The organism is Massilia solisilvae (genome assembly GCF_024753215.1).
In the GTDB taxonomy this organism is placed as follows: Bacteria; Pseudomonadota; Gammaproteobacteria; order Burkholderiales; family Burkholderiaceae_D; genus Telluria; species Telluria solisilvae.
Window position 1 is genome coordinate 367,626 of sequence record NZ_JANUGV010000002.1, and the last position, 25,776, is coordinate 393,401.

Annotated in this window: 25 protein-coding genes; 21 read left to right on the top strand and 4 right to left on the bottom strand. The window is 65.3% G+C overall.

What is annotated here, in order from left to right; translation table 11 throughout:
• The first annotated feature begins 40 nt into the window (after nt 1-40).
• Nucleotides 41-484 carry a host attachment protein gene (locus NX773_RS09835; protein ID WP_258856160.1) on the top strand — a complete coding sequence of 148 codons (444 nt, stop codon included), beginning with the start codon at nt 41-43 and terminating at the stop codon, nt 482-484.
• Between the two features lie 253 nt (nt 485-737).
• Here NX773_RS09835 and NX773_RS09840 read toward each other — a convergent pair whose 3' ends face one another.
• Complete coding sequence (locus NX773_RS09840; RefSeq protein ID WP_258856161.1) at nt 738-3,065, bottom strand: family 1 glycosylhydrolase; 2,328 nt, start codon at nt 3,063-3,065, stop codon at nt 738-740.
• Between the two features lie 242 nt (nt 3,066-3,307).
• Here NX773_RS09840 and trpS point away from each other — a divergent pair, with 242 nt between their 5' ends.
• A complete protein-coding gene (gene trpS / locus NX773_RS09845; RefSeq protein ID WP_258856162.1) occupies nt 3,308-4,330 on the top strand; it encodes a tryptophan--tRNA ligase in 1,023 nt (340 codons plus the stop codon).
• A gap of 85 nt (nt 4,331-4,415) precedes the next feature.
• Nucleotides 4,416-5,465, top strand: a complete 1,050-nt coding sequence (locus tag NX773_RS09850; RefSeq protein ID WP_258856163.1) for a zinc ribbon domain-containing protein — start codon at nt 4,416-4,418, stop codon at nt 5,463-5,465.
• Nucleotides 5,466-5,469: 4 nt separating this feature from the next.
• Here NX773_RS09850 and NX773_RS09855 read toward each other — a convergent pair whose 3' ends face one another.
• Both NX773_RS09855 and NX773_RS09860 read right to left on the bottom strand, forming a co-directional pair.
• Complete coding sequence (locus tag NX773_RS09855; RefSeq protein ID WP_258856164.1) at nt 5,470-5,952, bottom strand: DUF3597 domain-containing protein; 483 nt, start codon at nt 5,950-5,952, stop codon at nt 5,470-5,472.
• Nucleotides 5,953-5,974: 22 nt separating this feature from the next.
• Nucleotides 5,975-6,508 (bottom strand): hypothetical protein, encoded by a 534-nt coding sequence (locus NX773_RS09860; RefSeq protein WP_258856165.1) that lies wholly within the window; start codon nt 6,506-6,508, stop codon nt 5,975-5,977.
• Nucleotides 6,509-6,646: 138 nt separating this feature from the next.
• Here NX773_RS09860 and NX773_RS09865 point away from each other — a divergent pair, with 138 nt between their 5' ends.
• The 8 genes from NX773_RS09865 to NX773_RS09900 all read left to right on the top strand — a co-directional run bounded on the left by NX773_RS09865 (nt 6,647) and on the right by NX773_RS09900 (nt 16,223).
• Nucleotides 6,647-6,979: a DUF1294 domain-containing protein gene (locus NX773_RS09865; RefSeq protein WP_258856166.1), complete on the top strand. Its 333-nt coding sequence runs from the start codon at nt 6,647-6,649 to the stop codon at nt 6,977-6,979.
• An 11-nt stretch (nt 6,980-6,990) separates the two neighbouring features.
• Nucleotides 6,991-7,752 (top strand): glycerophosphodiester phosphodiesterase, encoded by a 762-nt coding sequence (gene ugpQ, locus NX773_RS09870; RefSeq protein WP_258856167.1) that lies wholly within the window; start codon nt 6,991-6,993, stop codon nt 7,750-7,752.
• Between the two features lie 189 nt (nt 7,753-7,941).
• A complete protein-coding gene (gene alaS / locus NX773_RS09875; protein WP_258856168.1) occupies nt 7,942-10,551 on the top strand; it encodes an alanine--tRNA ligase in 2,610 nt (869 codons plus the stop codon).
• Between the two features lie 403 nt (nt 10,552-10,954).
• Nucleotides 10,955-11,182 (top strand): sulfurtransferase TusA family protein, encoded by a 228-nt coding sequence (locus tag NX773_RS09880; protein ID WP_258822758.1) that lies wholly within the window; start codon nt 10,955-10,957, stop codon nt 11,180-11,182.
• Between the two features lie 193 nt (nt 11,183-11,375).
• Complete coding sequence (locus NX773_RS09885; RefSeq protein WP_258822531.1) at nt 11,376-12,125, top strand: electron transfer flavoprotein subunit beta/FixA family protein; 750 nt, start codon at nt 11,376-11,378, stop codon at nt 12,123-12,125.
• Nucleotides 12,126-12,160: 35 nt separating this feature from the next.
• Complete coding sequence (locus tag NX773_RS09890; protein ID WP_258856169.1) at nt 12,161-13,093, top strand: electron transfer flavoprotein subunit alpha/FixB family protein; 933 nt, start codon at nt 12,161-12,163, stop codon at nt 13,091-13,093.
• 186 nt (nt 13,094-13,279) lie between these two features.
• Entirely contained in the window at nt 13,280-15,070 is a 1,791-nt protein-coding gene (locus NX773_RS09895) for an acyl-CoA dehydrogenase (RefSeq protein ID WP_258856170.1), read from the top strand.
• A 391-nt stretch (nt 15,071-15,461) separates the two neighbouring features.
• Nucleotides 15,462-16,223 (top strand): hypothetical protein, encoded by a 762-nt coding sequence (locus NX773_RS09900; RefSeq protein WP_258856171.1) that lies wholly within the window; start codon nt 15,462-15,464, stop codon nt 16,221-16,223.
• 33 nt (nt 16,224-16,256) lie between these two features.
• On the opposite strand, the gene NX773_RS09905 is transcribed toward NX773_RS09900, so the two are convergent.
• Nucleotides 16,257-16,673 (bottom strand): NINE protein, encoded by a 417-nt coding sequence (locus NX773_RS09905; protein WP_258856172.1) that lies wholly within the window; start codon nt 16,671-16,673, stop codon nt 16,257-16,259.
• 220 nt (nt 16,674-16,893) lie between these two features.
• On the opposite strand from NX773_RS09905, the gene rpsP reads away from it, so the two are divergent.
• The 10 genes from rpsP to NX773_RS09955 all read left to right on the top strand — a co-directional run bounded on the left by rpsP (nt 16,894) and on the right by NX773_RS09955 (nt 25,766).
• Nucleotides 16,894-17,142: a 30S ribosomal protein S16 gene (rpsP, locus tag NX773_RS09910; protein WP_258822524.1), complete on the top strand. Its 249-nt coding sequence runs from the start codon at nt 16,894-16,896 to the stop codon at nt 17,140-17,142.
• Nucleotides 17,143-17,161: 19 nt separating this feature from the next.
• Nucleotides 17,162-17,710: a ribosome maturation factor RimM gene (gene rimM, locus NX773_RS09915; protein ID WP_258856173.1), complete on the top strand. Its 549-nt coding sequence runs from the start codon at nt 17,162-17,164 to the stop codon at nt 17,708-17,710.
• A 26-nt stretch (nt 17,711-17,736) separates the two neighbouring features.
• Nucleotides 17,737-18,498, top strand: coding sequence for a tRNA (guanosine(37)-N1)-methyltransferase TrmD (gene trmD / locus NX773_RS09920; protein ID WP_258856174.1), 762 nt, complete (start codon nt 17,737-17,739; stop codon nt 18,496-18,498).
• A gap of 110 nt (nt 18,499-18,608) precedes the next feature.
• Nucleotides 18,609-18,986 carry a 50S ribosomal protein L19 gene (rplS, locus tag NX773_RS09925; RefSeq protein ID WP_258822521.1) on the top strand — a complete coding sequence of 126 codons (378 nt, stop codon included), beginning with the start codon at nt 18,609-18,611 and terminating at the stop codon, nt 18,984-18,986.
• Nucleotides 18,987-19,055: 69 nt separating this feature from the next.
• On the top strand, nt 19,056-19,727 hold the full coding sequence (locus NX773_RS09930) for a CoA pyrophosphatase (RefSeq protein WP_258856175.1): 672 nt from the start codon (nt 19,056-19,058) through the stop codon (nt 19,725-19,727).
• A 103-nt stretch (nt 19,728-19,830) separates the two neighbouring features.
• Nucleotides 19,831-20,790, top strand: coding sequence for a CobD/CbiB family protein (locus NX773_RS09935; RefSeq protein ID WP_258856176.1), 960 nt, complete (start codon nt 19,831-19,833; stop codon nt 20,788-20,790).
• Nucleotides 20,791-21,212: 422 nt separating this feature from the next.
• Entirely contained in the window at nt 21,213-21,551 is a 339-nt protein-coding gene (locus NX773_RS09940) for a DUF3579 domain-containing protein (protein ID WP_258822518.1), read from the top strand.
• Between the two features lie 112 nt (nt 21,552-21,663).
• Nucleotides 21,664-22,113, top strand: coding sequence for a CBS domain-containing protein (locus NX773_RS09945; protein ID WP_258856177.1), 450 nt, complete (start codon nt 21,664-21,666; stop codon nt 22,111-22,113).
• 46 nt (nt 22,114-22,159) lie between these two features.
• Nucleotides 22,160-24,892, top strand: coding sequence for a M16 family metallopeptidase (locus NX773_RS09950; protein WP_370662238.1), 2,733 nt, complete (start codon nt 22,160-22,162; stop codon nt 24,890-24,892).
• 85 nt (nt 24,893-24,977) lie between these two features.
• The gene (locus NX773_RS09955; protein ID WP_258856178.1) at nt 24,978-25,766 is read left to right on the top strand and encodes an SDR family oxidoreductase; all 789 of its coding nucleotides are present in this window, start codon (nt 24,978-24,980) and stop codon (nt 25,764-25,766) included.
• Nucleotides 25,767-25,776: the final 10 nt, after the last annotated feature.

Genomic DNA, 25,776 nt, shown 5'->3' on the forward strand with positions numbered 1-25,776 from the left:
CCCGAAGAAGCATCCTGTCTTTTTTGAGGAGGAAAAGCGAATGCAAACGACCTGGATTCTCACCGCGGACAGCAGCCGCGCGCGCATTTTCGAACTGTCGCCAGACGACGGCCACCTGCAGGAAATCGAGGACATGCTCAACCCCGAAGGGCGCTTGATGGACCAAGAGATCAATGCCGAGCCCAAGGGGCGGTTTTACGGCAAGGGCGAGCGGGTGATGGGGCACACGGCCGAGTCGGACGTGGAGCCGACCCAGAAGGCCGCCGAGCGCTTTTCCAAGCGCGTGGCCGATCACCTGGACCACTGCCGCAACGAGCATCGCTTCGACAAGCTGCGCGTGGTGGCGGCGCCGCGCATGCTGGGGCTGATTCGCGAGAACATGAGCAAGGAAGTGCAGAAGATGGTGGAGGAAGAGGTTGCCAAGGATATCTCCAGCATGAAGGAGCATGACATGGAGGAGTATCTGCGCAAGTATCCGCATTGATCGGTGCGTCGGTAGGGTGGGCACTCGTGCCCACGCGTTCATCAGGCGGCGCGTGACACGGCGTGGGCTCGAGAGCCACCCTACAGCTGGTCAGATCAACCGTTAGCACATACCACGTCGTCCCCGCGCAGGCGGGGACCCATGCTGAGTGTGCCGAGGCGCGGTGCATGAAGCAAAGCGGTCGGCAAACGGTCTATGGGTCCCCGCCTTCGCGGGGACGACGTTCTCAGGCTAACTCATCAAGCTGGCGGCGTTAGAAGCGCTTGACGTGAAACGCCTCCGCCGGCGCTTCTTCCTGCTGGCGGTGATCGCTCGCCACATGCTGCCGGGTTTCGGCGGCCATCTCCAGTTCCTCGATTTCCGGATCGGCCTCGTTGCGCAGCTCCAGGTAGCGGCCGAGCGCGTTGTCCAGCGTCGGCAGCAGGATCGCGCGCTCGCTGGTGAGCGCAGTGTAGGCCGGGCGCGCGGCGGCAAAGCCGCAGGCATGCGCCGGCCTGGCCTCGACGCGGCTTGCGTCCACCCCTGCGCGCTCGGCCGCCATGACCGCCAGGCCCGCCCACGTCACAGGGGGACCATTGGTCAGGTGCCAGATACCGCGCTCGCGGTCGATCGCCAGGTCCAGGCAGGTGTGCACCAGGTCCGGCACGTAGGTCGGCGTCACCGTAATGTCGCTCGCGCCAGCGAACGGTTCGCCGCGCCCAAGCGCGTCCAGTGCCAGCGTGACGAAGTTGTACTTGTCCCAGGGGCCGAAGAAGGAGCTTGTGCGCACCACCAGTGCGTCCGGGTTCGCGTCCAGCACGCGCTCTTCTGCTTCCACTTTGCTCTTGCCGTACACATTGAGCGGCGCCACCGGATCGGATTCCACATAAGGCTCGCGGCGCGCGCCGTCGAACACCAGGTCGCTCGAGAACGTGGTCAGGTGCACGCCGTGCCGGGCGCAGGCTGCGGCCAGCACCGCCGGGCCGACCGCGTTCTCGCGAAAGCAGCGCTCGGCGTCGATCTCGGCCTCGTCCACGCGCACGTAGCCGCTGGTGTTGATGACCGCCCAAGGCCGGTGCTGCGCCAACGCGCGTTCCACCGAGGCGGGATCCGCGATGTCCATGTCCTGACGCGACAGCAGCCGGTAGGCGATGTTGCGCTTGGCGCAGATGCGCGCGAACGCGCGGCCGAGAGTGCCGGTCGCGCCCGTGATCAGGAGCGGCGCCGTGCCCATGCCGACCAGCGTGTGCCCGTCCGCCGAAATGGATGCGGGCACGTGGGACGTGGCCACCGGCGGGTGGCACAGGAAGCGCCCCGGCCGCCGCCACCAGCCCTGACCGCGCAGCACCGGGTGCGACAGCTGCCGGCCGGACGACAGCTCGCGCATCATCGCCGCCACCGCGGTCGGGCGCGGCGGCGTCGAGCGCACGTCGAACGGGCCTGGCTCGTAGTAGCCGCGGCACTCGGTCACCAGGCTGTTCCAGTCGAACGAGCCGAGCAGGGCCCAGACCGTCACCGCGCGCATGTCCACGCCGTTCAGGCGCGCCTCGTGCGCCGCCTCCCAAATCTCGAGCAGCCAGCGCAACTGGTCTTCGCGGTTGGCGTCGATGTGCGCTTCGGTCACGGCGATCGGCAGGCGGTAGCGCTCCCACACCTCGGTCAGCAGCGGTGCGATGCCGGGCGTGGGCGTGGCCAGCGCGCGCGAGGTTTCGATGTCGGCGCAGGGCCGGCCATCGATCACGCCGCGGTGGTGCGGCGGGTAGCGTTCGGGCCGGTGGTCGAGCCAACGCTCGCTCGTCACGTAGTAGTTGACGCCGACGATGTCGGGCGGGCAGGGGTTGTCGCGGAACCAGAGGATCTCGGCGGCGTCGATGCCGCTGCGCGTCAGGTAGTCCCACAGCGCGTGGTCGGTCCCGACCCTTCCGCACAGCAGGTCCCACGCGAGCCAGCGGCGCAGGTTGTAGAACTCGGCGACGTCTGCCATTTCGGGCGTGCTGTAGGTTTTGCCCAGGTCATCGGTCTGGACCAGCCTGGCGTTGGGGTTGACCGCGCGGATCGCGCGCATCGACAGCACCACCGCGCGGCACTGGTTCAGCAGCGCCTGGATGAAGGTGCGGTCGTCGCGGCCATGCGGGTACCACAGGCCGTACAGCCCTGCAAAGCGGGCAGTGGTACAGGGTTCGTTGACCGGGGTGTAGTACTCGAGCCAGGGATAGCGGGCGGCGACGGCGCCGGCGTATTCGGCCAGCTGCGGCGCAAATGCGGGGTCGAGCAGGCTGGTGTGGCGCGGGCCACTGCCGTGGTGGACCAGGCCCGCAATCGGGGTCACGCCGGCGTCGCGCAGCGCGCGCAGGCGTTCGTCGGCCCAGCTCCAGTCGGCCCTGGACAGGCCGTCCGGCGCGGTGCGCTCCCACAGGACCGGATAGCGGATCGCGCGGATGCCCAGCGCGGCGAAGCGGGCGATGTCGTCGAAACGGCTCGCATGCCCGTTGCGGTCGAGCTGGCTGAAATAGTCGTCGCGGACGCGGTTGACGGTACATTCGAGGCCGCCCCATAGTTCAAGCGGGCGGGATTGGCTGTTCGTGCTCGAGTTTTTATGCATACTCACCATTGTTAATGTTATTTCAACTGAGACAGCGGACCGCATCGAAAAGTTGACAGCGCCGCGTCAACCTGCAACCATGCGATCCATGAATTTCACGAAACCACATGCACTCCTTCGCTGGTGGCGCCGCTGACAGAGCGCGGCCGCTGGATATGATGTGAATTTCAATGAACGCCGCCTCGATTCAGGTGGCGTTTTTTGTTGGCGCGGCAGGATCGAGGCATCACAAAGGAAACTCGATGAGCTCGCAAAGCAATACCGCACCAGCCCCCGTCATCCTGACGGGAGACCGTCCGACCGGACCCCTCCACCTCGGCCACTTCGTGGGCAGCCTGCGCAACCGGGTTGTCTATCAGGACAGCTACCGGCAATTCGTCATGCTTGCAGACGCGCAAGCGCTGACCGACAACATGGAGGACATCGGAAAGGTACACCGGAACGTGGTCGAAGTGGCGCTCGATTACCTCGCGGTAGGGATCGACCCGACCCGCACCACCATCCTGATCCAGTCGCAGATTCCGGAGCTGGCCGAGCTGACCTTCTACTACCTGAACCTGGTCACGGTGGCGCGCCTGGAGCGCAACCCGACGGTGAAGCAGGAGATCATCCACCGCGGCTTCGAGCGCGACATCCCGGCCGGTTTCCTGACTTACCCGGCCAGCCAGGCGGCCGACATCACGGCGTTCAAGGCGACCCTGGTGCCGGTGGGTGAAGACCAGATCCCGATGATCGAGCAGACCAACGAGATCGTGCGGCGCTTCAACCGCGTGGCCCAGCGCGACATCCTCGTCGAAGCCAAGGCGCTGGTGCCGGAAGTGGGGCGCCTGCCTGGCATCGATGGCAAGGCCAAGATGAGCAAGTCGCTCGGCAACACGATCAACCTGGGTGCGTCCGCCGCCGAGATCAGCGCTGCCGTCAAGCAGGTCTACACCGACCCGCTGCACCTGCGCGTGTCCGACCCCGGCCACCTGGAGGGCAACGTGGCCTTCATTTACCTCGACGCGTTCGACCCGGACAAGGACGGGCTGCAGGCGCTGAAGGACCACTACGTGCGCGGCGGGCTCGGCGACAGCGTGGTCAAGAAGCGGCTGGAAGGCATCCTGCAGGATCTGCTGGCGCCGATCCGTGCCCGCCGCGAAGAGTTCGCCAAGGACAAGGGCCAGGTGATGCAGATCCTGAAGGAAGGCACTGCCAAGGCGCGCGAAGTGGCCGCGCAGACCACCGACGAAGTGCGCAAGGCGTTGGGGCTGAGCTACTTCTGACCACCCCGGCGCGGTCCCTGCCGCTGTTCAATTTGTTGAAATTGTGGCAATCTCAACGGCCTTCCCCATCAGAATGGAGGGTCACATGAGCAAAGGACTGCGCCTTACCGAAGTGTGGATGCAACGTGCCCTGTGGCTCGTTGCATTCGTATTTGCCGCTTTCCTGATCGGCCTGGGCGGCAAGATCGTCGACAACCTGCGCGACGTCGAGCCCGCGCCTGCCGTCGAGCAGTTCATCGACGCCCAGCAGGCCGCGCGCGCGCAGGGCGAGCTGACCGCCGCCATGAAGGCGCGCGACGAAGCCGGCGCCAGGCTGGAGCAGGCCCAGCAGAAGCATGAAAGCGCCGTATCGAACACGCAGGCAGCGCGCAAGAGCTTCAACAACTGGGTCGCGACGCGGCAGGCCACCGCCCGGCCCGACCAGGACACAGAGCTCATTAACCGGACGCGCTCGCTCGACGCGCTGGAAGGGGCCGAGCGCGATGCGCTGCGCGCGATCCAGGCGGAAGAGCAGAAGATGCTCGATGCCAGGCAGGCGGCCAATCGGGCGCAGCAACGCCTGGACGAACTCGAAGGACCCGCGCGGGAAGCGGCCGCGAAGGCTGCGCGCATGGTCGAGCTGCGCGTGTTCGGCTTGCGCCTCGCGCTCACGCTGCCGCTGCTGGTGGTGGCCGGCTGGCTGTTCGCGAAAAAGCGCCAGGGCAGCTACTGGCCGTTTGCCTGGGGCTTCATCTTTTTTGCCCTGTTCGCGTTCTTCTTTGAACTGGTGCCCTACCTGCCGAGCTATGGCGGCTACGTGCGCTATATCGTCGGCATCGTCGTGACCGTGCTGGTGGGCCGCTATGCGATCGTCTCGCTGCAGCGCTACCTTGAGCGGCAAAAGGCGGCCGAGGCGCTGCCGGACGTGCAGCGACGCGAAACCTTGCGCTACGACACCGCCATCAGGCGGCTGGAAAAGAGCGTCTGCCCCGGCTGCGAACGCACGCTCGACCTCAAGGACAAAGCGCTGGATTACTGCCCGCATTGCGGGATTGGCCTGTTTGACCATTGCGGGCGCTGCACGACGCGCAAGAGCGCCTTCTCGCGCTTCTGCTTCTCGTGCGGGACGCCCGCCAATACCAGCCTGGCCGACTAAAGCGTCAGTCCTTCAGGTCGTCCGGCACCTTGCCGCCGTTGGCGGCCAGCTTGTTCATCACCTGCTTGTGCAGCCAGATGTTCATGGTGGCCGAATCGCTGGTGTCGCCGGTGTAGTGCAACTCGGCCGCCAGCTCTTTGCGCGCCTGCAGGCTGCTGTCCAGGCCCAGCAGCTTGAGCAGGTCCACGATCGAGGTGCGCCAGTTCAGCTGCTGGCCTGACTGCTTTTGCATGTTGTTCAGCACTTGCTCGACATCCACCTGCGGCATGGACGCCGCCTGCGGTTGCTGCACCCCCGCCTGTGGTTGCTGCGCGCCAGCCTGCGGTTGCTGCGGCTGTTGCGGCTGCTGCGGCGCCCGCTGCTGCGAGACCTGCGCCTGTCCGCTGGCCGAACCCGGCGACGCTGCGCTGGCGCTGCCCTGTGCCTGGGTCACCGCCGGATGCGATGACGGGAAAATCTTGTGGAAGATATTGCTGAGGATGCCCATGGTTGTTCCTTTGTGTGAGTGATTACTGGCGCCGCTGCTGCATGCCTTGCGCGATGTGGCCCAGCGCGATGGCCAGCGCCGCGCCGCCGACCGCCTTGACCAGGTTCGGATGCTGCGCGTAGAAATTGCCCATCGTGTCCACCACGCCCGGATTGTGCTGTTCGGCCTTGGCCGCGATTTCCTGCACCTGTTCGGGCGAGACTTGCGATGCCTGTTCCGGCGTCACCTGCGGCTGCCCGCCCTGGTGGCCGCCCAGGATGTTGCCAAGCGCGCCACCGCCCACCGACGACAGGATCTGCGGGCCGACGCTGGCCAGGATCTGGTTGAGCATGCCGGCGCGCTGGTCGGGATTGCTCTGCCCGAACATGTGGCTGACCATTTGCGGGAACGGCGGCGTCTGGTCCGAGCGCAGCGCCTGGGTGACGCCCTGGGCCACGGTCTCGCGCGGCGCGTTCTGGGCCACGCGCTCGAAGTCGTCCGCGGCTTGCGCCGTGTTCGCGTTCTGCGCGCCGCCGATGTATTGCTGTAACAGGTTTCCCAAATCAAAGCCCATCATGGCCTCCTGATGAAAACAGGTCGAAGGTCGAGGGTAGGCCGTGGAGCCCCGCAGCTCCGTTCGGTAGCGAACGAACATGGCCAGTTGCCCCGGTTGCCGCATGGACAGCCGTCCGGGCAGGGCGTAAGCTCCTTTCCCATGCACACCGTCGCCGTCATCGCCTTCGCCGCGTTCTATGCCGCCGCAAGCTTGCTCTGGCATGTGCCGGTGTGGGTCGGACTGGCCTACCTCGTCGTCAGCGCCGTCTGCTTTGGCGCCTACGCGTTGGACAAGGCCGCAGCCCGTGCGCATGCACGCCGCACGCCCGAGCGCACCTTGCTGCTGCTCGGCCTGGCCGGCGGCTGGCCGGGGGCGGTGCTGGCGCAACAGTGGCTGCGGCACAAGACGGCCAAGCCATCGTTCCAGGCGTGGTTCTGGGTCACGGTGGCGGTGAACGCCGGCGCGTTCATATACGTGGCCGCGCATCTCTAGGGGGGCGAATCATGTGGCGATATCCTGCGACCGTCCTGGCCCACCGCGGCGGCGGCACGCTGGCTCCCGAAAACACGCTTGCGGGCCTGCACCAGGGAATGGCGCGCGGCTTTCGCGCCATCGAGTACGACGTGATGCTGGCGCGCGATGGCGTCCCCGTCGTCATGCACGACCCCTGCCTGGGCCGCACCGTGGCCGGCACAGGCAATGTGTTCGATTACGACGCGCGCGAGCTGGCCGCGATGGATGCGGGCGGCTGGTTTGGCCGTCAATACAAGGGCGAGCCGGTGCCGCTGTTCGTCGAGTTTGCCCAGTTCTGCAAGGCCAACGGGGTGTGGATGAATATCGAGATCAAGCCCGCGCCGGGCTACGACGTGCAGACGGGCGCTGTGGTGGCGCGGATCGTGTCGGCGATGTTCGCGGACGAGATTGCGGCAGGGGAGAGCGAGCGCGTGCCCTTGCTATCGTCATTCAGCCACGCGGCGCTGCTGTCGGCGCGCGAAGCGGCGCCGCAGGTGCCGCGCGCCTGCCTGATGAGCGAGCTGCGGCCCGACTGGGAGCGCCGCGCGCGGGAAGTCGATGCGGTGGCGATCCATGCCAACCACCGGCACCTGACGGCCGGGCAGGCGGCGCAGGTGAAGGCGGCGGAGCTGGCGCTTTTTTGCTACACCGTCAACGATCCGGCGCGGGCGCGAGAGTTGCTCGGCTGGGGCGTGGACGCCTTCTGCACCGATCGCATCGACCTGATCGGCCCCGGCTTCCCGATCGGGTAGGGTGGGCAGGTTTCCTGCCCACGCGTTCAGATCACGCACGTACTGTCCGGACGCGTGGGCAGCACAGCTGCCCACCCTACATGCTGGGTTGACCCTCTGCATAAGTGATCCCTGACTGAGATATAATCGGAAATCCTGTTTCGTGCACCGCAATAAAACGAAAACGCAGCCATCCTCCGCCCACAAGACATGAAATCATCCGAAATTCGCGAAAAGTTCCTCAAGTTCTTTGAGTCCAAAGGCCATACCATTGTCCGGTCCAGCCCGCTCGTGCCGGGGAACGACCCGACCATGTTGCTGACCAATAGCGGGATGGTGCAGTTCAAGGACGTGTTCCTGGGCCTGGATACGCGCCCGTACAAGCGCGCCACCACCGTGCAGCGCTGCGTGCGCGCCGGCGGCAAGCACAACGACCTGGAAAACGTCGGCTACACCGCGCGCCACCACACCTTCTTCGAGATGCTGGGCAACTTCAGCTTCGGCGACTACTTCAAGCGCGACGCGATCAACTTTGCCTGGGAACTGCTGACCAAGGTGTACCTGCTGCCGGCCGAAAAGCTGACCGTCACCGTGTACTTCGAGGACGACGAAGCCTACGACATCTGGGCCAACGAAATCGGTGTGCCGAAAGAGCGCATCATCCGTATTGGCGACAACAAGGGCGCGCGCTACGCATCGGACAACTTCTGGCAGATGGCCGACACCGGCCCGTGCGGCCCCTGCACCGAGATCTTCTACGACCACGGTCCGGACATCTGGGGTGGCCCCCCGGGCTCGGCGGAGGAAGACGGCGACCGCTTCATCGAGATCTGGAACCTGGTGTTCATGCAGTTCAACCGCGACGAAGCCGGCGTGTTGACCCCGCTGCCGAAACCGTCGATCGACACCGGCATGGGCCTGGAGCGCCTGGCCGCCGTGCTGCAGCACGTGCACAGCAACTACGAGATCGACCTGTTCCAGAACCTGATCAAGGCTGCAGCCCGCGAAACCGGCGCGACCGACCTGGCGAACAACTCGCTCAAGGTCATTGCCGACCACATTCGCGCATCGAGCTTCCTGATCGTGGACGGCATCATCCCGAGCAGCGAAGGCCACGGCTACGTCCTGCGTCGCATCATCCGCCGCGCGCTGCGCCACGGCTACAAGCTGGGGCAGACCCGCCCGTTCTTCTACAAGCTGGTGGACGACCTGGACATCGAGATGGGCCAGGCCTATCCGGAGCTGCACGAGGCCAAGGAGCGCGTCAAGCAGGTGCTCAAGGCCGAGGAAGAGCGCTTTGGCGAAACGCTGGAAAACGGCATGAAGATCCTCGAAGCCCAGCTGGCCAAGGATCCGAAGAACCTGGATGGCGCCACCGCCTTCACGCTGTACGACACCTACGGCTTCCCGCTCGACCTGACCGCCGACATCTGCCGCGAGCGCGGCGTGACGCTGGACGAAGCCGGCTTTGACGCCGCGATGGAGCAGCAAAAGCGCACCGCGCGCGCCGCCGGCAAGTTCAAGATGGCCGCCAACGTCGAGTACTCGGGTGAAAAGACCAAGTTCGTCGGCTACGAGTCGCTGGAACAGAACAGCCGCGTGGTCGCGCTGTACGCCGACGGCGTGCCGGTGCAGGAACTGAAAGCCGGCCAGGCCGGCATCGTGGTGCTCGACACCACCCCGTTCTACGCCGAATCCGGCGGCCAGGTGGGTGACCACGGCCTGCTCAAGGGCAGCGCCGGCGTGTTCGAAGTCGAGGACACCCTGAAGATCCAGGCCGAAGTGTTCGGCCATCACGGCGTGGTGCAATCGGGCGCGCTGAAAGTGGGCGATGCTGTGGATGCGCAGGTGGACAAGGCCAAGCGCGCACGCACCATCCGCAACCACTCGGCCACCCACCTGATGCACAAGGCCTTGCGCGAAGTGCTGGGCGCCCACGTGCAGCAGAAGGGCTCGCTGGTCGATCCGGACAAAACCCGCTTCGACTTCAGCCACAATGCGCCGGTCACCCAGGAGGAAATCGCCAGGGTCGAGCAGATCGTCAATGCCGAGATCCTCGAGAACCACCCGACCCGTGCCCAGCACATGTCGATGGACGACGCGATCAAGCATGGCGCCATGGCCCTGTTCGGCGAGAAATACGGCGACACCGTGCGCGTGCTGGACATCGGCTCGTCCAAAGAGCTGTGCGGCGGCGTGCACGTGACGCGCACCGGCGACATCGGCCTGTTCAAGATCGTGTCCGAGGGCGGCGTTGCTGCCGGCATCCGCCGCATCGAGGCGGTGACGGGCGAGGGCGCGCTGGCATGGGTGCAGGCGACCAACCGCAAGCTGCAGGAAGCGGCCGCCGCGCTCAAGACCGCGCCGGAGGAGCTGCCGACCCGTATCGGCCAGGTGCAGGACCAGGTCAAGACGCTGGAGAAGGAAGTCGCCCAGCTCAAATCGAAGCTGGCCTCGGGTCAGGGCGACGAGCTGGCCGGCAAGGCCGTGGACGTGAACGGCGTGAAGGTGCTGGCCGCGACCATGGACGGCGCCGACGTGGCCGCGCTGCGCGAGACCATGGACAAGCTGAAGGACAAGCTGAAGACCGCCGCCATCGTGCTGGCCAGCGTGGCCGACGGCAAGGTCAGCCTGATCGCGGGCGTGACCCCGGACACGACGGCCAAGGTCAAGGCTGGCGAGCTGGTCAACTTTGTCGCCAAGCAGGTTGGCGGCAAGGGCGGCGGCCGCCCGGACATGGCGCAAGCCGGCGGTACCGATCCGGCCGGCCTGCCGCAGGCGCTGGAAGGCGTGGCGGCTTGGGTGACCGAGCGCGTCTGAACCGTAGCTGCTTAAGCGTTTGAAGGAAGAGGTGCGCGGAGCAATCCGCGCACCTTTTTGTTTGTGGGCTGCGTCGTCGTCCGCAACCCCCACCGCAAATCGTTACCCTTAAAGCCGTCATCCCGGCGCAGGCCGGGATCCATGCTGAGTTTCCGACGTCGGAAGCGGTCTATGGATCCCGGCCTGCGCCGGGATGACGGTCTTGAGGTGTGGGGGGCCTCGCTTGGGGCGAAGTCGCCTATGGGTCATTTGCCCATTGACTTTCTCGCAACCCACTTGTCGTTGTTGCTATGCAACAGAGATACCCCTTTTTGGTGCGCTGCGTCATAATCGCCGTTTTGGAGTAGTATTCACACGACGAATTGCAGGCACCATGAGCGATACCCTCTGCGAACTTGAAACCATGGAATTCCAGAAAGACCTGGATGCGCGCGGCCTGAATTGCCCGCTCCCGATCCTGAAAGCCAAGAAGGCACTTGCCGAGATGCAGACCGGCGAGGTGCTGCGCATCGTGGCCACCGACTCCGGCTCAGTGCGCGATTTCCAGGCCTTCGCCAAACAAACCGGCAACACGCTGCTGTCGCACACGCAACAAGACGGCGAGTACACCTTCCTCATGCGCCGCAAGTAAAGGCGCGTGGCACAGCGGGCTGCACAGGCGCGGCCCGCGCCTGTTTCCCGACAATGACCCAGGTGAAGAATTAGGAGGAAGGCTCTAGCGGAAAATCGCACGGTCGTGCTTTAATTTAGTCCTGAACCATTTTTCCCCTTATAATCTAGACCATTTTGGTCCGACACTTTTTCACATTCCAAAGGCAAAACATATGAAAGTCCTGGTACCGGTCAAGCGCGTGGTCGACTACAACGTCAAGGTCCGCGTCAAGTCCGATGGCAGTGGCGTGGATATCGCCAATGTCAAGATGTCGATGAATCCGTTTGACGAGATCGCGCTCGAGGAAGCAGTGCGCCTGAAGGAAGGCGGCAAGGTAACCGAAGTGGTGGCGGTATCGGTGGGTGTGGCCCAGTGCCAGGAAACCCTGCGCACCGGCATGGCGATCGGCGCCGACCGCGGCATCCTGGTCGAGACCGCGGTCGAGACCGAGCCGCTCGGCGTGGCCAAGGTGATCAAGGCGCTGGCCGACAAGGAACAGCCGCAGCTCATCATCCTGGGCAAGCAGGCGATCGACGACGACTCCAACCAGACCGGCCAGATGGTCGCCGCGCTGCTGGGCTGGCCGCAGGCCACCTTCGCCTCGAAGGTTGTGGTGGAAGACGGCAAGGTCACCGTGACCCGCGAAGTGGACGGCGGCCTGGAAACCGTGGCGCTGTCGCTGCCGGCCGTGATCACCACCGACCTGCGTCTGAACGAGCCGCGCTACGTGACGCTGCCGAACATCATGAAGGCCAAGAAGAAGCCGCTCGAGACCATCAAGCCGGAAGACCTGGGCGTGGACGTCACCCCCCGCCTGAAGACGCTGAAAGTCGTGGAGCCGCCCAAGCGCTCGGCCGGCATCAAGGTGCCCGACGTGGCAACCCTGGTGCAGAAGCTGCGTACCGAAGCGAAAGTCATCTGATCGGCCTGGCCGTCTCACACAATAAGGATTGAATCATGGTCGCATTAGTAATCGCTGAACACGACAACGCCTCCATCAAGGGCAGCACCCTCAACACCGTCACCGCCGCCCTGCAAGCCGGCGGCGAAGTCCACGTGCTGGTCGCAGGCGCCAACGCCGCCGCCGCCGCCGAGCAGGCCGCGCAGATTGCCGGCGTGTCCAAGGTGCTGCTGGCCGACGCCCCGTACTTTGCCGATGGCCTGGCCGAGAACGTGGCCGAGCAGGCGCTGGCCGTCGCCGCTTCGTACTCGCACATCCTGGCGCCCGCCACCGCCTTCGGCAAGAACGTGCTGCCGCGCGTGGCCGCCAAGCTGGACGTGGCCCAGATCTCGGAAATCACCAAGGTCGATTCGCCCGACACCTTCGAGCGCCCGATCTACGCCGGCAACGCGATCGCAACCGTGCAGTCGTCGGACAAGGTGAAGGTCATCACCGTGCGCGCCACCGGCTTTGACGCCGCCGCCGCCACCGGCGGTTCGGCCGCCGTCGAGAAGCTCTCGCCGGCTGCGGACTCGGGCAAATCGTCCTTCGTCGGCCGCGAGATGGCCAAGTCGGACCGTCCGGAGCTGACCGCCGCCAAAATCATCGTCTCGGGCGGCCGTGGCATGGGTTCGGGCGAAAACTTCAAGATCCTGGAGCCGCTGGCCGACAAGCTGGGCGCGGCCATGGGCGCATCGCGCGCCGCCGTGGACGCGGGCTTCGTGCCGAACGACTGGCAGGTTGGCCAGACCGGCAAGATCGTCGCGCCGCAGCTGTACATCGCGGTGGGCATCTCGGGCGCCATCCAGCACCTGGCCGGCATGAAAGACTCCAAGACCATCGTGGCCATCAACAAGGACCCCGAAGCGCCGATCTTCTCGGTGGCCGACTACGGCCTGGTGGGCGACCTGTTCGAGGTCGTGCCGGAACTGGTCAAGGAACTGGGCTGATCGCCACGCGGCGGAAGTGATGAAACCTTCCGCCCATTCCACACACGTCGTTCCCGCCCAGGCGGGAACCCGTTGTGCTGGCGTAAGCGCTGCGTCAACCGCAGCCGCTACGCTTGCACGATTGGGTTCCCGTCGCGGCGGGAACGACGTTTTTGTATCTGCGCATTGAATTACGAGGAGACCAAGGTGAGCTACATCGCCCCCCTGAAAGACATGCAGTTCGTGCTCAACGAGCTGGCCAACCTGTCCGAGATCAGCCAGTTGCCCGGCTGCGAGGACGCCACCCCCGACACCGTCGAAGCGGTGCTGGAGGAAAACGCGAAATTCTGCGGCGAGGTCATTGCCCCGCTGAACCACCCGAGCGACAAGGAGCCGAGCTTCTGGCACGACGGCAACGTCACCACCTCGAAGGGCTTCAAGGAAGCCTTCAGGGGCTTCGTCGAAGCCGGCTGGCAGGGTGTGCAACACCCCGCCGAATTCGGCGGCCAGGGCCTGCCCAAGCTGGTGGCCACGCCATGCATCGAGATGCTGCACGCGTCCAGCCTGTCGTTTGCGCTGGTGGCGCTCTTGACGGACGGCGCGATCGAGGCGCTGCTCACCGCCGGCTCGGAAGAACAGAAAGCGCGCTTCATCGAGCCGCTCATCACCGGCAAGTGGACCGGCACCATGAACCTGACCGAGCCGCAGGCCGGCTCGGACCTGGCTGCCGTGCGCACCCGCGCCGTGCCGCAGGGCGACGGCACCTACAAGGTGTTCGGCACCAAGATCTTCATCACCTACGGCGAGCATGACATGGCCGAGAACATCATCCACCTGGTGCTGGCCCGCACGCCGGACGCGCCGCCGGGGGTGAAGGGCATCTCGCTGTTCATCGTGCCCAAGTTCCTGGTCAACGAGGACGGCTCGCTGGGCGCGCGCAACGACGCGCACTGTGTCTCGATCGAGCACAAGCTGGGCATCAAGGCCAGCCCGACCGCGGTACTGCAGTTCGGCGACCACGGCGGCGCGACCGGCTACCTGGTGGGCGAGGAGAACCGCGGCCTGGAGTACATGTTCATCATGATGAACGCGGCCCGCTTCGGCGTGGGCATGCAGGGCATCGCGCTGGCCGAGCGCGCCTACCAGAAGGCGGTGGCGTACGCGAAAGACCGCGTGCAGTCGCGCGACCTGGCCGGTTCAAGCGGCCCGGTGTCGATCATCCACCACCCGGACGTGCGCCGCATGCTGATGTCGATGCGCGCCCAGACCGAGGCCGCGCGCGCACTGGCGTACGTGGGCGCGGGCCTGTCGGACCTGGCGCACCACCATCCCGACGAGGCGACCCGCAAGGCCAACCTGGCGGTGTACGAATACCTGGTCCCGATCATCAAGGGCTGGTCCACCGAGATGAGCGAAAACGTGGCGCGCGACGGCGTGCAGGTCCATGGCGGCATGGGCTTCATCGAAGAGACCGGCGCGGCCCAGCATTACCGCGACGCCAAGATCCTGACCATCTACGAAGGCACCACCGCGATCCAGGCCAACGACCTGGTGGGCCGCAAGACCGTGCGTGACGGCGGCGCGGTGGCCAAGTCGATCCTGGCGCAAGTGCGCGCCACCGAGGCCCAGCTGGCCGAGGTGCAGGGCGACGAGTTTGCGGCGATGCGCCGCGAGCTGGCGGCCGGCAGCGCGGCGCTGGAGCAGGTGGTGGACTTCATGGTGGCCAACATCAAGTCGGACATCAAGGGCGTGTTCGCTGGCAGCGTGCTGTACCTGAAGCTGGCCGGCATCGTGCTGGGTGGCTGGCAGATGGCGCGCGCCGCGCTGGTGGCGCACAAGAAACTGCAGGCAGGCGAGGGCGACGCCGCTTTCCTGCGCGCGAAGATCACCACTGCACGCTTCTTCGCCGACCACATCCTGTCGCAAGCCGGCGGCCTGCGCACTGCGATCGTGGAGGGCAGCGCCGGCGTGCTGGGGCTGGCTGAAGACCAGTTCTAAGCCCCGTCGTCCCGGCGCAGGCCGGGACCCATGCTGAGCTGGCGGTGAGCCAATTTTTCCGGAGCCCGCAGCTTAAACCCGTCGTCCCCGCGCAGGTGGGGACGACGTTTTTGTTGCTTGCCGCAACCCCTCCGGCGCGTTCCCATCAATGACAGCGCCCCCACCGCCAAGTTTCGTTTCCGCGCCACCGCCTGCTTGATGCGCGCTAAATGAACGGCTGAGTCCCACCCCTAGAATTCTCTACAGCGCGATGTTCAGGAACGACTGTTGGAGGCTGCGTACTGCCGGGTTGGGCGTCCATTCCAAGAAAATCAAATGACGCGTGCGCGCCGCCGCTTGTGGATTTGTTTCATCGGTTTAATCGATACCACCCACTACAGGAGCGCCCATCATGGCTGACAGGAAAATGAACTCTGGATTGGTGCCGCATGTGGCTCTGTCGGCACTGCTGTTGCTCACTGCCTGCGGCGGCGACAACACATCGCTCGACCCGAACCAGTCAGGCCAGGATCCACCCCAGCCCACCCCCGCGCCAACCACGGCTCCCACACCGGCCCCCACCCCGGCACCGACCGTTGCGCCGACTCCTGCGCCTACGCCCGCGCCAACGCCGGCACCGACGCCGGCACCAACGCCGGCCCCCACGCCGGCGCCGCTCGACGTCAGTCTCGATACCAAGCTCACGCCGCTGGGCACCATCTCCAACAGCCCGGCGCAGTGGCCGGACGGCTCCGGCACCGGCAAGCCCATCGACGGCGTCAACTGCGCGTCAGGCGAGTCCTACCACGTGCATTCGCTGGTCTCGCTGTACAAGGATGGGGTGCGCCAGAGCCTGCCGGCCGAACTCGGGCTGAAGGGCTGCGCCTACGAGCTGCACACGCACGACCACACGGGCGTGGTGCACAACGAGACGGACATGAAGAAGAACTTCACCTTTGGCCAGTTCTTCTCAGTCTGGGGCAAGGAGCTGACGGCAACCAGCGTTGCTGGCCTGACGGGGGACATCCACTACTACATCATCGAAAACGGCAAGCTCACGCCATTCACCGGCGACCCGGCAACCATACAGATCGTCAGCCATCGCGAGCTCCTGATCATCATCGGCAAATCGCCGGGCGTGGTGCCGCAGTACGTGTGGCCGGCAACCTTGTAGCGGCGCGGCCAGCGGTCGGCGCGTGCGGTCTGGTCAGCCGTAGGCGCCGCCGGTGTAGAGCAGGTCGAACATGCGCGACATGGTGGCGATCACGACCGTCGTGCCGACCAGCATGGTGGCCACCAGCAGCACCACGACCACCCAGTTCGAGCGCGACTGGGTGCCGGAGCCGGCGTTGTAGGTCGCGTCCCATTTCTCGTCCGGGGTCAGGCCGATCACCAGCGCCTCGATGAAGCCGGCCGAGTACGAGACCAGCAGCGGCAGCAGTACCCAGAACGGGTTGGGCGCGTGCCCCAGGCCATAGACCAGGCCGGCGACCGGCACGCTGCACAGGTGCAGCAGGCCGATCCGGTCGGTCGGGTTCTTGATGTAGAAGCGGTGCGCGCCCAGGCCGCCCAGGATCAGGGCGAGCAGGGTAGCGATGGTCTTGTTCTTGTGTCGGCTGGCCATGCGCGGGAAATGTCTCCAAGGAAAGACAGCAGTATCGTTCAAAACCGGCGCAATGGCCACACCACGCTTGTGCTGCGCGGTAGCGGGCCGCCGAAAAATCGGCGATAATGCTCAATTCGGCCGGGCAGCATGCCTGTTGTCGTTAAGGCTTGCTGCTGCGCGACGTTTCGCGCTATAATCGTCGGCTTTCTCCGCCCAGTACAATTTTTCTGGAAATAATATGGTCGTTATTCGTTTAGCTCGTGGTGGCGCCAAGAAGCGCCCGTTCTTCAACATCGTCGCAACCGACTCGCGCAATCGCCGCGACGGCCGCTTCATCGAGCGTATCGGTTTCTACGATCCGATGGCATCGGGCGCCGCCGTTGGCCTGCGCATCGCTGCAGACCGCCTGGCTCACTGGCAAGGCGTTGGCGCACAACTGTCGCCGACCGTTGCCCGCCTGGTCGCCCAGCAGAAGGCAGCTGCCTAAGTAACAAGGCTGTCCAGGTTTGACCGATCACGCCGCACCCGCTGTTCCCGCCGACCTGGCGCAAGTCGGTCACGTGTCGGGCGCGTACGGCGTCATGGGCGGCATCCGCGTTACGCCGTATTCGACGGACGCGGACGCGCTGCTCAAGGTAAAGACCTGGTGGCTGGACAAGCCGGCCCTGCGGCCCGTGCAGGTGCGCACCGTGCGCATGCACAGTGGTGACGTGGTGGCCACGCTTGTCGACGTCAAGGACCGCGACGCGGCGGAAGCGCTCAAGGGCGCTTCGGTCAGCGTGCCGCGCAGCGAGTTTCCCGCGCTGCCCGACGACGAGTATTACTGGACCGACCTCATCGGACTGGACGCCGTCAACCTGCAGGGCGAGGCCCTGGGCAAGGTGGCGGACATGATGCACAACGGCGCGCAGTCGATCCTGCGCATCATGCCGGTGCAAGGTGAGGACGGTGAGGCCAAGGCGCAGGAGCGCCTCGTGCCGTTTGTCGATCAGTTCGTCAAGCAAGTCGACCTGGCCGGCAAGAAGATTACCCTGGACTGGGGCCTGGATTATTAGCCCGTCCACCCTGGAGCGAGGTCCCGATGCAGTTTGACGTCGTGACGTTGTTTCCCGAGATGTTTGCCGCGTTGACGCAGTCGGGCGTGACCCGGCGCGGCTTCGAACAGGAACGCTGGGGGCTCACGTTGTGGAATCCGCGCGATTTCACCACGGACCGCCACCGCACCGTGGATGACCGCCCGTACGGCGGCGGCCCCGGCATGGTGATGCTGGCGCGCCCGCTCGAAGCGACGATCAACGCGGCCAAAGAGCGCCAGGTGGCCATGGGCCTGCCGGCGCCGCGCGTGGTGTTCATGTCCCCGCAAGGCAAGCCGCTGACCCACGAACGGGTCATGCAGCTCAAGGACGAGCCGGGCCTGGTGGTGCTGTGCGGCCGCTACGAGGCGGTGGACCAGCGCCTGCTGGACCGCTGCGTGGACGAAGAAATTTCGCTGGGCGACTTCGTGCTGTCCGGCGGCGAGCTGCCGGCGATGGCGCTGATGGACGCGGTGGTGCGCCAATTGCCTGGCGTACTGGGTGACGACGCCTCGGCGGTCGAAGACAGTTTCGTCAACGGCCTGCTCGATTCGCCGCACTACACGCGGCCCGAAGTGTACGAGGACATGCCGGTGCCGCCCGTTCTGTTGGGTGGCAACCATGCCGAGATCATGAAGTGGCGCCGCCAGCGCATGCTGGAGGCGACCGCGACAAAACGGCCGGATTTGCTGGAGCAGGCGCGCGCCGCCGGGCTCTTGACCAAGGCGGACGAACAGTTTTTGGCAGGTTTAGCAAAACCTGTGTTGTAAAAGACGCACCATTTTGGTGCAAAACTGCGGGCCGCAAGGCCAGCTTGTTAACCCCCATCCTCTACTGGGCACTTGATGGCGCCAGCAAGATGGTTTTTGGAGTGATAAAAATGGATCTGATCCAGCAACTCGAGCAAGAAGAGATTGCGCGCCTCGGCCGCAACATCCCTGACTTCGCACCGGGCGACACCGTGGTCGTCAACGTCAACGTCGTCGAAGGCAACCGCAAGCGCGCCCAGGCATACGAAGGCGTCGTGATCTCGCGTCGCAACCGCGGCCTGAACTCGAACTTCATCGTTCGCAAGATCTCGTCGGGCGAAGGCGTGGAGCGTACGTTCCAGCTGTACTCGCCGCTGATCGCTTCGATCGAAGTGAAGCGTCGTGGTGACGTGCGTCGCGCCAAGCTGTACTACCTGCGCGAGCGTTCGGGCAAATCGGCACGCATCAAGGAAAAACTGCCGAACCGCAAAGCCGCTGCTGCCGAGTAATCGCGTCTGCATGGCTGAAAAAGGCATCCCTTGGCGGGTGCCTTTTTCTTTTTCCGCTGGAGATTTCGTTTGGCAAAGATTCATTTCGACCCGCAACTGCTGCCGGTAGAAGGCTACGCCGGCGAGCCGCCGCTCGCGCCGGAACGGCTGGTGCCCAGCTGGGTGCGCCAGCGATTTGCCGCGCCGCCGCCGCAATGGCAGGCGGAACAGGTGGACGAGAGCTGGCTGCTGCAGTTTCCCAGGCTCAAGCGCGCCGCCGTGCTGGTGCCGCTGGTGGCGCGCGATGGCGCCCTGCACGTGCTGCTGACCCAGCGCACCGACAACCTGACCAACCACGCCGGCCAGATCAGCTTTCCGGGCGGCAGGTCGGAAGAATTCGACTCCTCGCCGATCGAAACCGCGCTGCGCGAAACGGAGGAAGAGATCAGCCTGGCGCGCCGCCACATCGACATCGTCGGCGTGCTGCCCGAGCACGTGACCGGCACCGGCTACCGCGTCACGCCCGTGGTCGGCATCGTGGCCCCGCCGTTCGAGCTGGCCGCCGACCCCAACGAAGTGGCCGAGATCTTCGAGGTGCCGCTCGCCTTTTTGATGGACGGCATGAACCACCAGCGCCTTTCCTACGAGCTGCCGGAAGGGAAGGGCCGCCGCCACTTCTACGCCATGCCCTTTGAGCGCTACTTCATCTGGGGCGCCACAGCGGCCATGCTGCGCAACCTGTTTCACTTCCTGCGTGCCTGACCGGAACATTTTCTTACAGCCTTGATTTGATTCCGGCGGTCCTCTGCGCTATCGTAGCGGGCAGCATAAAGTTGCCATAAACAAAAAACAGCAAGGACCTTCGATGACTTTTTTCTCCATTCTGTGCGCGTTGCTGATCGAGCAACTCAAGCCCCTGCGCGCAGATAACCAGGTGTATGGTGGGATCAAGCGGCTGGCTGCGCGGATCGAAGGCTGGTTCAACGCCGGCGAGCCGGGCAATGGGCGCCTGGGCTGGCTCTTGATGATGGCGGTGCTGATGCTGCCGACCGCGATCATCTACTGGGTGCTGCTGCACTACAACCTGGTGTTCGCGGTGTTCGCATGGAACGTCCTGATCGTCTATCTGACGCTCGGTTTCCGCCACTATAGCCATTACTTCACCTCGATCCAGTTCGCGCTCAACGCCGGCGACGAGGCGCAGGCGCGCGCCCTCCTGGCCGAGTGGACGCGCATGGACACGGTGGGGATGGACAGTGGCGAGATCGCGCGCATTGCGGTGGAAAAATCGCTGGTCACCACGCACCGCAACGTATTCGGCGTGTTCTTCTGGTTCCTGATGCCGGTCGGCCCGGCCTGCGCGGTGATGTATCGCGTGGCCGAGTACCTGGCGCGCGCGTGGAACGAGCCCGAGCACATGCGTAACGAAGAGTTCGGCAGGTTTGCCGCCAGGGCGTTCTACTGGATCGACTGGATCCCGGTGCGCCTGACCGCGATTGCCTTTGCGGTGGTCGGCAATTTCGAGGACGCCGTGTACGCGTGGCGCAATTTCGCCAACCGCTGGGCGGACGAGTCCAAGGGCATCATCCTGGCCGCGGGCGGCGGCGCAATGGGCGTGCGCCTGGGCACGCCGGCCGAGAACGCGCCGCAGCTGCTGCCGGCCGATGCCGCGACGGTGGACCTGTCCGAGAGCGAAGCGGAAGTGCTGCCGGGCGAGGAGCCGAACGTGCGCGCCTTGCAAAGCACGGTGGGCCTGGTCTGGCGCGCGCTGCTGCTGTGGATGCTGCTCCTGCTGCTGCTCTCGAGCGCGGTATGGCTGGGCTAAAGCCGGGCAGCCAAACTCGTCGTCCCGGCGAAAGCCGAGACCCATGCTGAGCTGGCTATCACGCAGCTCCGCTGTTCCCCGACCCGCAACACCGTCGTCCCGGCTCCCGCCGGGACGACGGTTCAGACGTCTCGGGTGACGGCAAAATCGCTGGCCTGCTGGCTCAGCATGGGGCCCCGCCTGCGCGGGGACGACGGTTTGCGGCTAACAATGCTTGCGTAGGCCTGAGGTAAACACACCTCAGCATGGCCCCCGACTCTCGCCGGGGCGACGTTGTCGGTGTGTCATGTTACCCCGAACGCCATTGTTTTCCACCTTTTCGCCCATACCCTCGCATCCGGGCGCCAGAAACCTCGTCCTCAGGTCTTCTATAAGATATAATACTGAAGTTCTCTTCCACGCAGCATTCACGAAGCAGCACTATGGCCGAGTTACCGCAAAACAGGAAAGAACTCGCCGGCGAGTTTTTTATTCTGGGCATTTCCAACAGCGGAAGGCAATTCCGCCCCAGCGACTGGGCTGAGCGCCTGTGCGGCGCCATGTCCTGCTTTCGCCCGGAAGACGGACGCAACGCCCACCTGAAGTACTCGCCCTACGTGCGCCCGACCGTCGTCAACGGCCTGAAAGCCGTGGTCGTCAGCCGCGCGCTGCAGGACCTGGAACCGCTGGCCTACCACTTCGTCCTCGATTTCGCCAAGGACAACGACCTGCAGGTCGTTGACGCCTGCTTCGTGCCGCTGCCCGGCGAACGCAAACCCTGATCCCGCTCCGCGCCATCGCGGCTTTGAGCAAGGTCAAAGCCGTGCCGATGGCGCACGCTACGGTGGTTCACGGCGCGCAGCCCTGCGCGCCCACAACAACGAGGGGACTGCCATGCACATCGGGGAAATTTCCACCGTCCAAACGGTGTATTGCAAACGCGACGAAAGCGTTCAAAGCGCAGCTTTGCTGATGCGAAAACATCATGTCGGCGACCTCGTCGTGGTCGATCAGGCCGAGGGCGAAAAGGTCCCGGTTGGCATCGTCACCGACCGCGACATCGTCGTTTCCGTGATCGCGCTCGGACTCGACCCGTCCAGCCTGCAGGTGGGCGACATCATGACCGACGACCTGCTGACCGCTGCCGAACACGACGACGTCTACGAGACCATCGAACGCATGCGCTTTCGCGGCATTCGCCGGGTGCCGGTGGTCAACGCTGGCGGCGGACTGACCGGCATCATCAGCGCCGACGACCTGCTCGAGTTCCTGGCCGACGAGATGGGCGAACTGTCGCGCATCAGCTCGCATCAGCAAGCACACGAAAAGAGCGCCCGGCACTAGCGTCTGTTACCATCCCGTCGTTTGCCACACCACTGACGGGATTGACATGGATTGGATGAAAATCGCGCGCGGCTTCGTCGCGCCTGTCGCGGTCGGCTGCGCGGCCTTTCTGGCTGCCGGCGCCGCCTGGTCGTTCCAACTGCCCAAGGGCGTGGTGCAGGGCCCGATGGTGGAGGGCATCACCGAATACCGGCTGCCCAACGGCCTGAAGGTGCTGCTGTTCCCGGACGCCTCGCGCCCGACCATCACCGTCAATGTCACCTACCTGGTCGGCTCGCGTCACGAGAACTATGGCGAGACCGGCATGGCCCACCTGCTCGAACACCTGATGTTCAAGGGTGCGCCCAAGCACCCGGACATCACGCGCCAGTTCGCCGACCGCGGCATGCAGTTCAACGGCACCACCTCGTTCGACCGCACCAACTACTACGAGGTGTTCGACGCCTCGGGCGACAATCTCCAGTGGGCGCTGCAAATGGAAGCGGACCGCATGGTCCACTCCTTCATCGCCAGGAAGGACCTGGACTCCGAGATGACCGTGGTGCGCAACGAGTACGAGAGCGGCGAGAACTCGCCGGGCCAGGTGCTGATGAAGCGCATGCAGAGCCTGTCGTACGACTGGCACGCCTACGGCCGCCCGACCATCGGCAACCGCAGCGACATCGAGAACGTGAAGATCGAGAACCTGCAGGCCTTCTACCACACCTGGTACCAGCCCGATAACGCGGTGCTGCTCGTGGCCGGCAAGTTCGACCCGGTGGCCACGCTGGGCACCATCAGCCGCCTGTTCGGCGCGATCCCCAAACCCAAGCGCACGCTGCCCAAGTTCTGGACCGTGGAGCCGACCCAGGACGGCGAGCGCACCTACGCCGTGCGGCGCCAGGGCGACGTGCAGATCGTCGCCCTGGGTTACAAGATCCCGTCCGGCCTGCACCCGGACAGCGACGTGCTCGATTTCGCTTCCAGCATCATGGGCGACGTGCCCACCGGCCGCCTGCACAAGCTGCTGGTCGATTCGGGCATGGCGAGCGAGGTGTTCGCCTTTCCGCAAACGGGCTACGCGCCGGGGCTGCAGTTCTTCGGCGCGGTCGTCAAGAAGGGCGCGCCGATCGAACCGGTGCGCGCCGCGCTCACCGAAGCGGTCGAAAGCTTCTACAAGAACCCGCCCACGGCGGAGGAAATGGAGCGCGTGCGGCGCGCCTACCTGAACGACTTCGAGCGCAGCCTGAACGATCCGCAGAAGGTCGGCGTGTCCTTGTCCGAGTCGATTTCGCTGGGCGACTGGCGCCTGTACTTCGTCGGGCGCGAGCGCGTCAAGCAGGTCAAGGCCGACGAGGTGGCTGCCGCCGCCGGTCGCTACTTCCGGCGCGACAACCGGGTGACCGGCACCTTCATCCCGGACGATAACCCGCAGCGCGCGCAGATCCCGGTGGCGCCCACGGCGCAGGACCTGCTCAAGGACTTCAAGCCGCAGAACGGCAACTACGTGTCCGAGGAATTCGCGCCGACGCAGGAGAACATCCTCAAGCGCACCACGCTCGTGACCGAGGGCGGCGTCACGCTCGCGCTGCTGCCCAAGAAGAACCGCGGCGCCACCGTGTCGGTCGACCTGCGCCAGCACATCGGCGACGAAAAGAACCTGTTCGGCAAGAACGCGATTCCCGGCCTGACTGCAGCCATGCTGATGCGCGGGACGAGCAAGTACAACCGCGTGCAGCTGGCCGACGCGTTCGACAAGCTCAAGATCTCGGGCGGCCTGACGCACTTCCAGACCACGCGCGAGAACCTGCCCGAGGCGCTCAGGCTGGTTGCCCACGTGCTCAAGGAAGCGAGCTTCCCGGCCACCGAGTTCGAGCAGCTGCGCCAGCAGGCACTGGTGGGGCTGGAGGCCGGCCGAAGCGAGCCGCAGGAGGTGGCATCGCGCGCGCTGGCCGAGCACTTCAACATCTACCCGCGCGGCGACGTGCGCTACGAGACCACGCTGGACGAAGACATCGCCGACATCAAGACCGCCACGCTCGACCAGGTGAAAGCCTTCCACCGCGACTACTACGGCACCGTGCCGGCCCAGATGGCGATCGTCGGCGACTTCGATCCGAAAGAGGTCACGCCGCTGGTGGACGAGCTGTTCGGGCACTGGCAGGCGAAAGAACATGTGGCGCCGGTGCTGCGCCGCTATGCCGACATCAAGCCAATGGAAAAGACGCTGGATACGCCAGACAAGGAGAACGGCTTCTTCACCGCGCGCGAAAACCTGGACCTGAACGTGGACGACGAGGACTTCCCCGCGCTCATGCTGGCCAACTACATCTTCGGTGAAGGCGGCCTGCGCTCGCGCCTGATGGACCGGATCCGCCAGAAGGAAGGCTTGTCGTACGGCGGCGGCTCGCAGCTGGTGGCCGGCGAGATGGACCGCGCCGGCACCTTCGCCATCAGCGCGATCGCCGCGCCGCAGAACCTGCGCCGCGTGGACAAGGCCGTACGCGAGGAACTGGCGCGCGCCGTCAAGGACGGTTTCACGCAGCAGGAGCTGGCCGGCGCCAAGTCGGGCCTGATGCAGCAGCGTATCCAGAACCGTTCGGAAGACGGGGTGGTGGCGGCCGGCTGGACCTCCTACCTCTATCGTGGCAAGACCTACGAGTGGTCGCGCGAGTTCGAGCGCAAGCTGATGGCGGTGACCCTGCCGCAGCTGAACGCGGCCTTCCGCAAGGCGATCGATCCGGCCAAACTCTCGGTGGTGATCGCCGGCGACCAGCACAAGGCCAATGGAGGGAAATGAGGCCTGCGCTGCCCGGCAGTTTGATCGATGGACCTGCTGCACGCTATGATGTTGCTTTTGCTGTGGCATCGCGTAGGAGCAGATCGTGAAGGGCACTAACAAGCAGCAGTCGGAAGCCATGTCGTTTACCGGCAAGGTTGTGCTGGTGACGGGAGCGGCGGCCGGCATTGGCCGCGCGACGGCGCTGGCGTTCGGGCGCGCGGGCGCCTGCGTCGTGGTCGCCGATTCCTCGGTGGACGGCGGCCACGCGACTGCGGCCATGATCGTGGAAGCGGGCGGCAAGGCGCTGTACGTGAATGCCAACGTGAGCCGCGCATCCGAGGTGGACGCGCTGGTGGACAAGGCTGTCAGCCGCTACGGCCGCATCGACTGCGCCGTGAACAACGCGGCCATCGAGGAAGAGCAGGCCGGCATGCTGGACACGGACGACGCGCAATACGACCGCATCATGGGCGTGAACGTCAAGGGCGTGTGGCTGTGCATGAAGGCCGAGCTGCGCCAGATGATGCAGCAGGGCGGGGGCACGATCGTCAACATGGCGTCGGTGGCCGGACTGGTGGCCTTGCCCACGCGCTCGCTCTACACGGCCAGCAAGCACGCGGTGGTGGGCCTGACCAAGAGCGCCGCGGTCGAATACGCGCGTGCCGGCATTCGCGTCAACAGCCTGTGCCCTGGCGCCGTGCGCACGCCGATGTTTGCGCGCATGCTCGAGCGCGACCCGCAACTGGAAGAAAAGCTCAAGAACACCTACCCGATGGGGCGCCTGGCCGAACCTGCGGAAGTGGCCAATGCCGTGATGTGGCTGTGCTCCGAGCAGTCGTCGTTCGTCACGGGCCACCAGCTTGCCATCGATGGTGGCCTGACAGCGCTGTAACCGTAGGGTG

Coding starts and splice junctions, on each gene's coding strand:
- NX773_RS09900 (WP_258856171.1), top strand. CDS start 15,462: ATGGCTGACAGGAAAATGAACTCTGGATTGGTGCCGCATGTGGCTCTG.
- NX773_RS09885 (WP_258822531.1), top strand. CDS start 11,376: ATGAAAGTCCTGGTACCGGTCAAGCGCGTGGTCGACTACAACGTCAAG.
- trpS (WP_258856162.1), top strand. CDS start 3,308: ATGAGCTCGCAAAGCAATACCGCACCAGCCCCCGTCATCCTGACGGGA.
- NX773_RS09860 (WP_258856165.1), bottom strand. CDS start 6,508: ATGATGGGCTTTGATTTGGGAAACCTGTTACAGCAATACATCGGCGGC.
- NX773_RS09880 (WP_258822758.1), top strand. CDS start 10,955: ATGGAATTCCAGAAAGACCTGGATGCGCGCGGCCTGAATTGCCCGCTC.
- NX773_RS09840 (WP_258856161.1), bottom strand. CDS start 3,065: ATGCATAAAAACTCGAGCACGAACAGCCAATCCCGCCCGCTTGAACTA.
- trmD (WP_258856174.1), top strand. CDS start 17,737: ATGCAGTTTGACGTCGTGACGTTGTTTCCCGAGATGTTTGCCGCGTTG.
- NX773_RS09865 (WP_258856166.1), top strand. CDS start 6,647: ATGCACACCGTCGCCGTCATCGCCTTCGCCGCGTTCTATGCCGCCGCA.
- rplS (WP_258822521.1), top strand. CDS start 18,609: ATGGATCTGATCCAGCAACTCGAGCAAGAAGAGATTGCGCGCCTCGGC.
- NX773_RS09945 (WP_258856177.1), top strand. CDS start 21,664: ATGCACATCGGGGAAATTTCCACCGTCCAAACGGTGTATTGCAAACGC.
- NX773_RS09935 (WP_258856176.1), top strand. CDS start 19,831: ATGACTTTTTTCTCCATTCTGTGCGCGTTGCTGATCGAGCAACTCAAG.
- NX773_RS09905 (WP_258856172.1), bottom strand. CDS start 16,673: ATGGCCAGCCGACACAAGAACAAGACCATCGCTACCCTGCTCGCCCTG.
- NX773_RS09850 (WP_258856163.1), top strand. CDS start 4,416: ATGAGCAAAGGACTGCGCCTTACCGAAGTGTGGATGCAACGTGCCCTG.
- NX773_RS09890 (WP_258856169.1), top strand. CDS start 12,161: ATGGTCGCATTAGTAATCGCTGAACACGACAACGCCTCCATCAAGGGC.
- alaS (WP_258856168.1), top strand. CDS start 7,942: ATGAAATCATCCGAAATTCGCGAAAAGTTCCTCAAGTTCTTTGAGTCC.
- NX773_RS09940 (WP_258822518.1), top strand. CDS start 21,213: ATGGCCGAGTTACCGCAAAACAGGAAAGAACTCGCCGGCGAGTTTTTT.
- NX773_RS09855 (WP_258856164.1), bottom strand. CDS start 5,952: ATGGGCATCCTCAGCAATATCTTCCACAAGATTTTCCCGTCATCGCAT.
- NX773_RS09950 (WP_370662238.1), top strand. CDS start 22,160: ATGGATTGGATGAAAATCGCGCGCGGCTTCGTCGCGCCTGTCGCGGTC.
- ugpQ (WP_258856167.1), top strand. CDS start 6,991: ATGTGGCGATATCCTGCGACCGTCCTGGCCCACCGCGGCGGCGGCACG.
- rpsP (WP_258822524.1), top strand. CDS start 16,894: ATGGTCGTTATTCGTTTAGCTCGTGGTGGCGCCAAGAAGCGCCCGTTC.
- NX773_RS09835 (WP_258856160.1), top strand. CDS start 41: ATGCAAACGACCTGGATTCTCACCGCGGACAGCAGCCGCGCGCGCATT.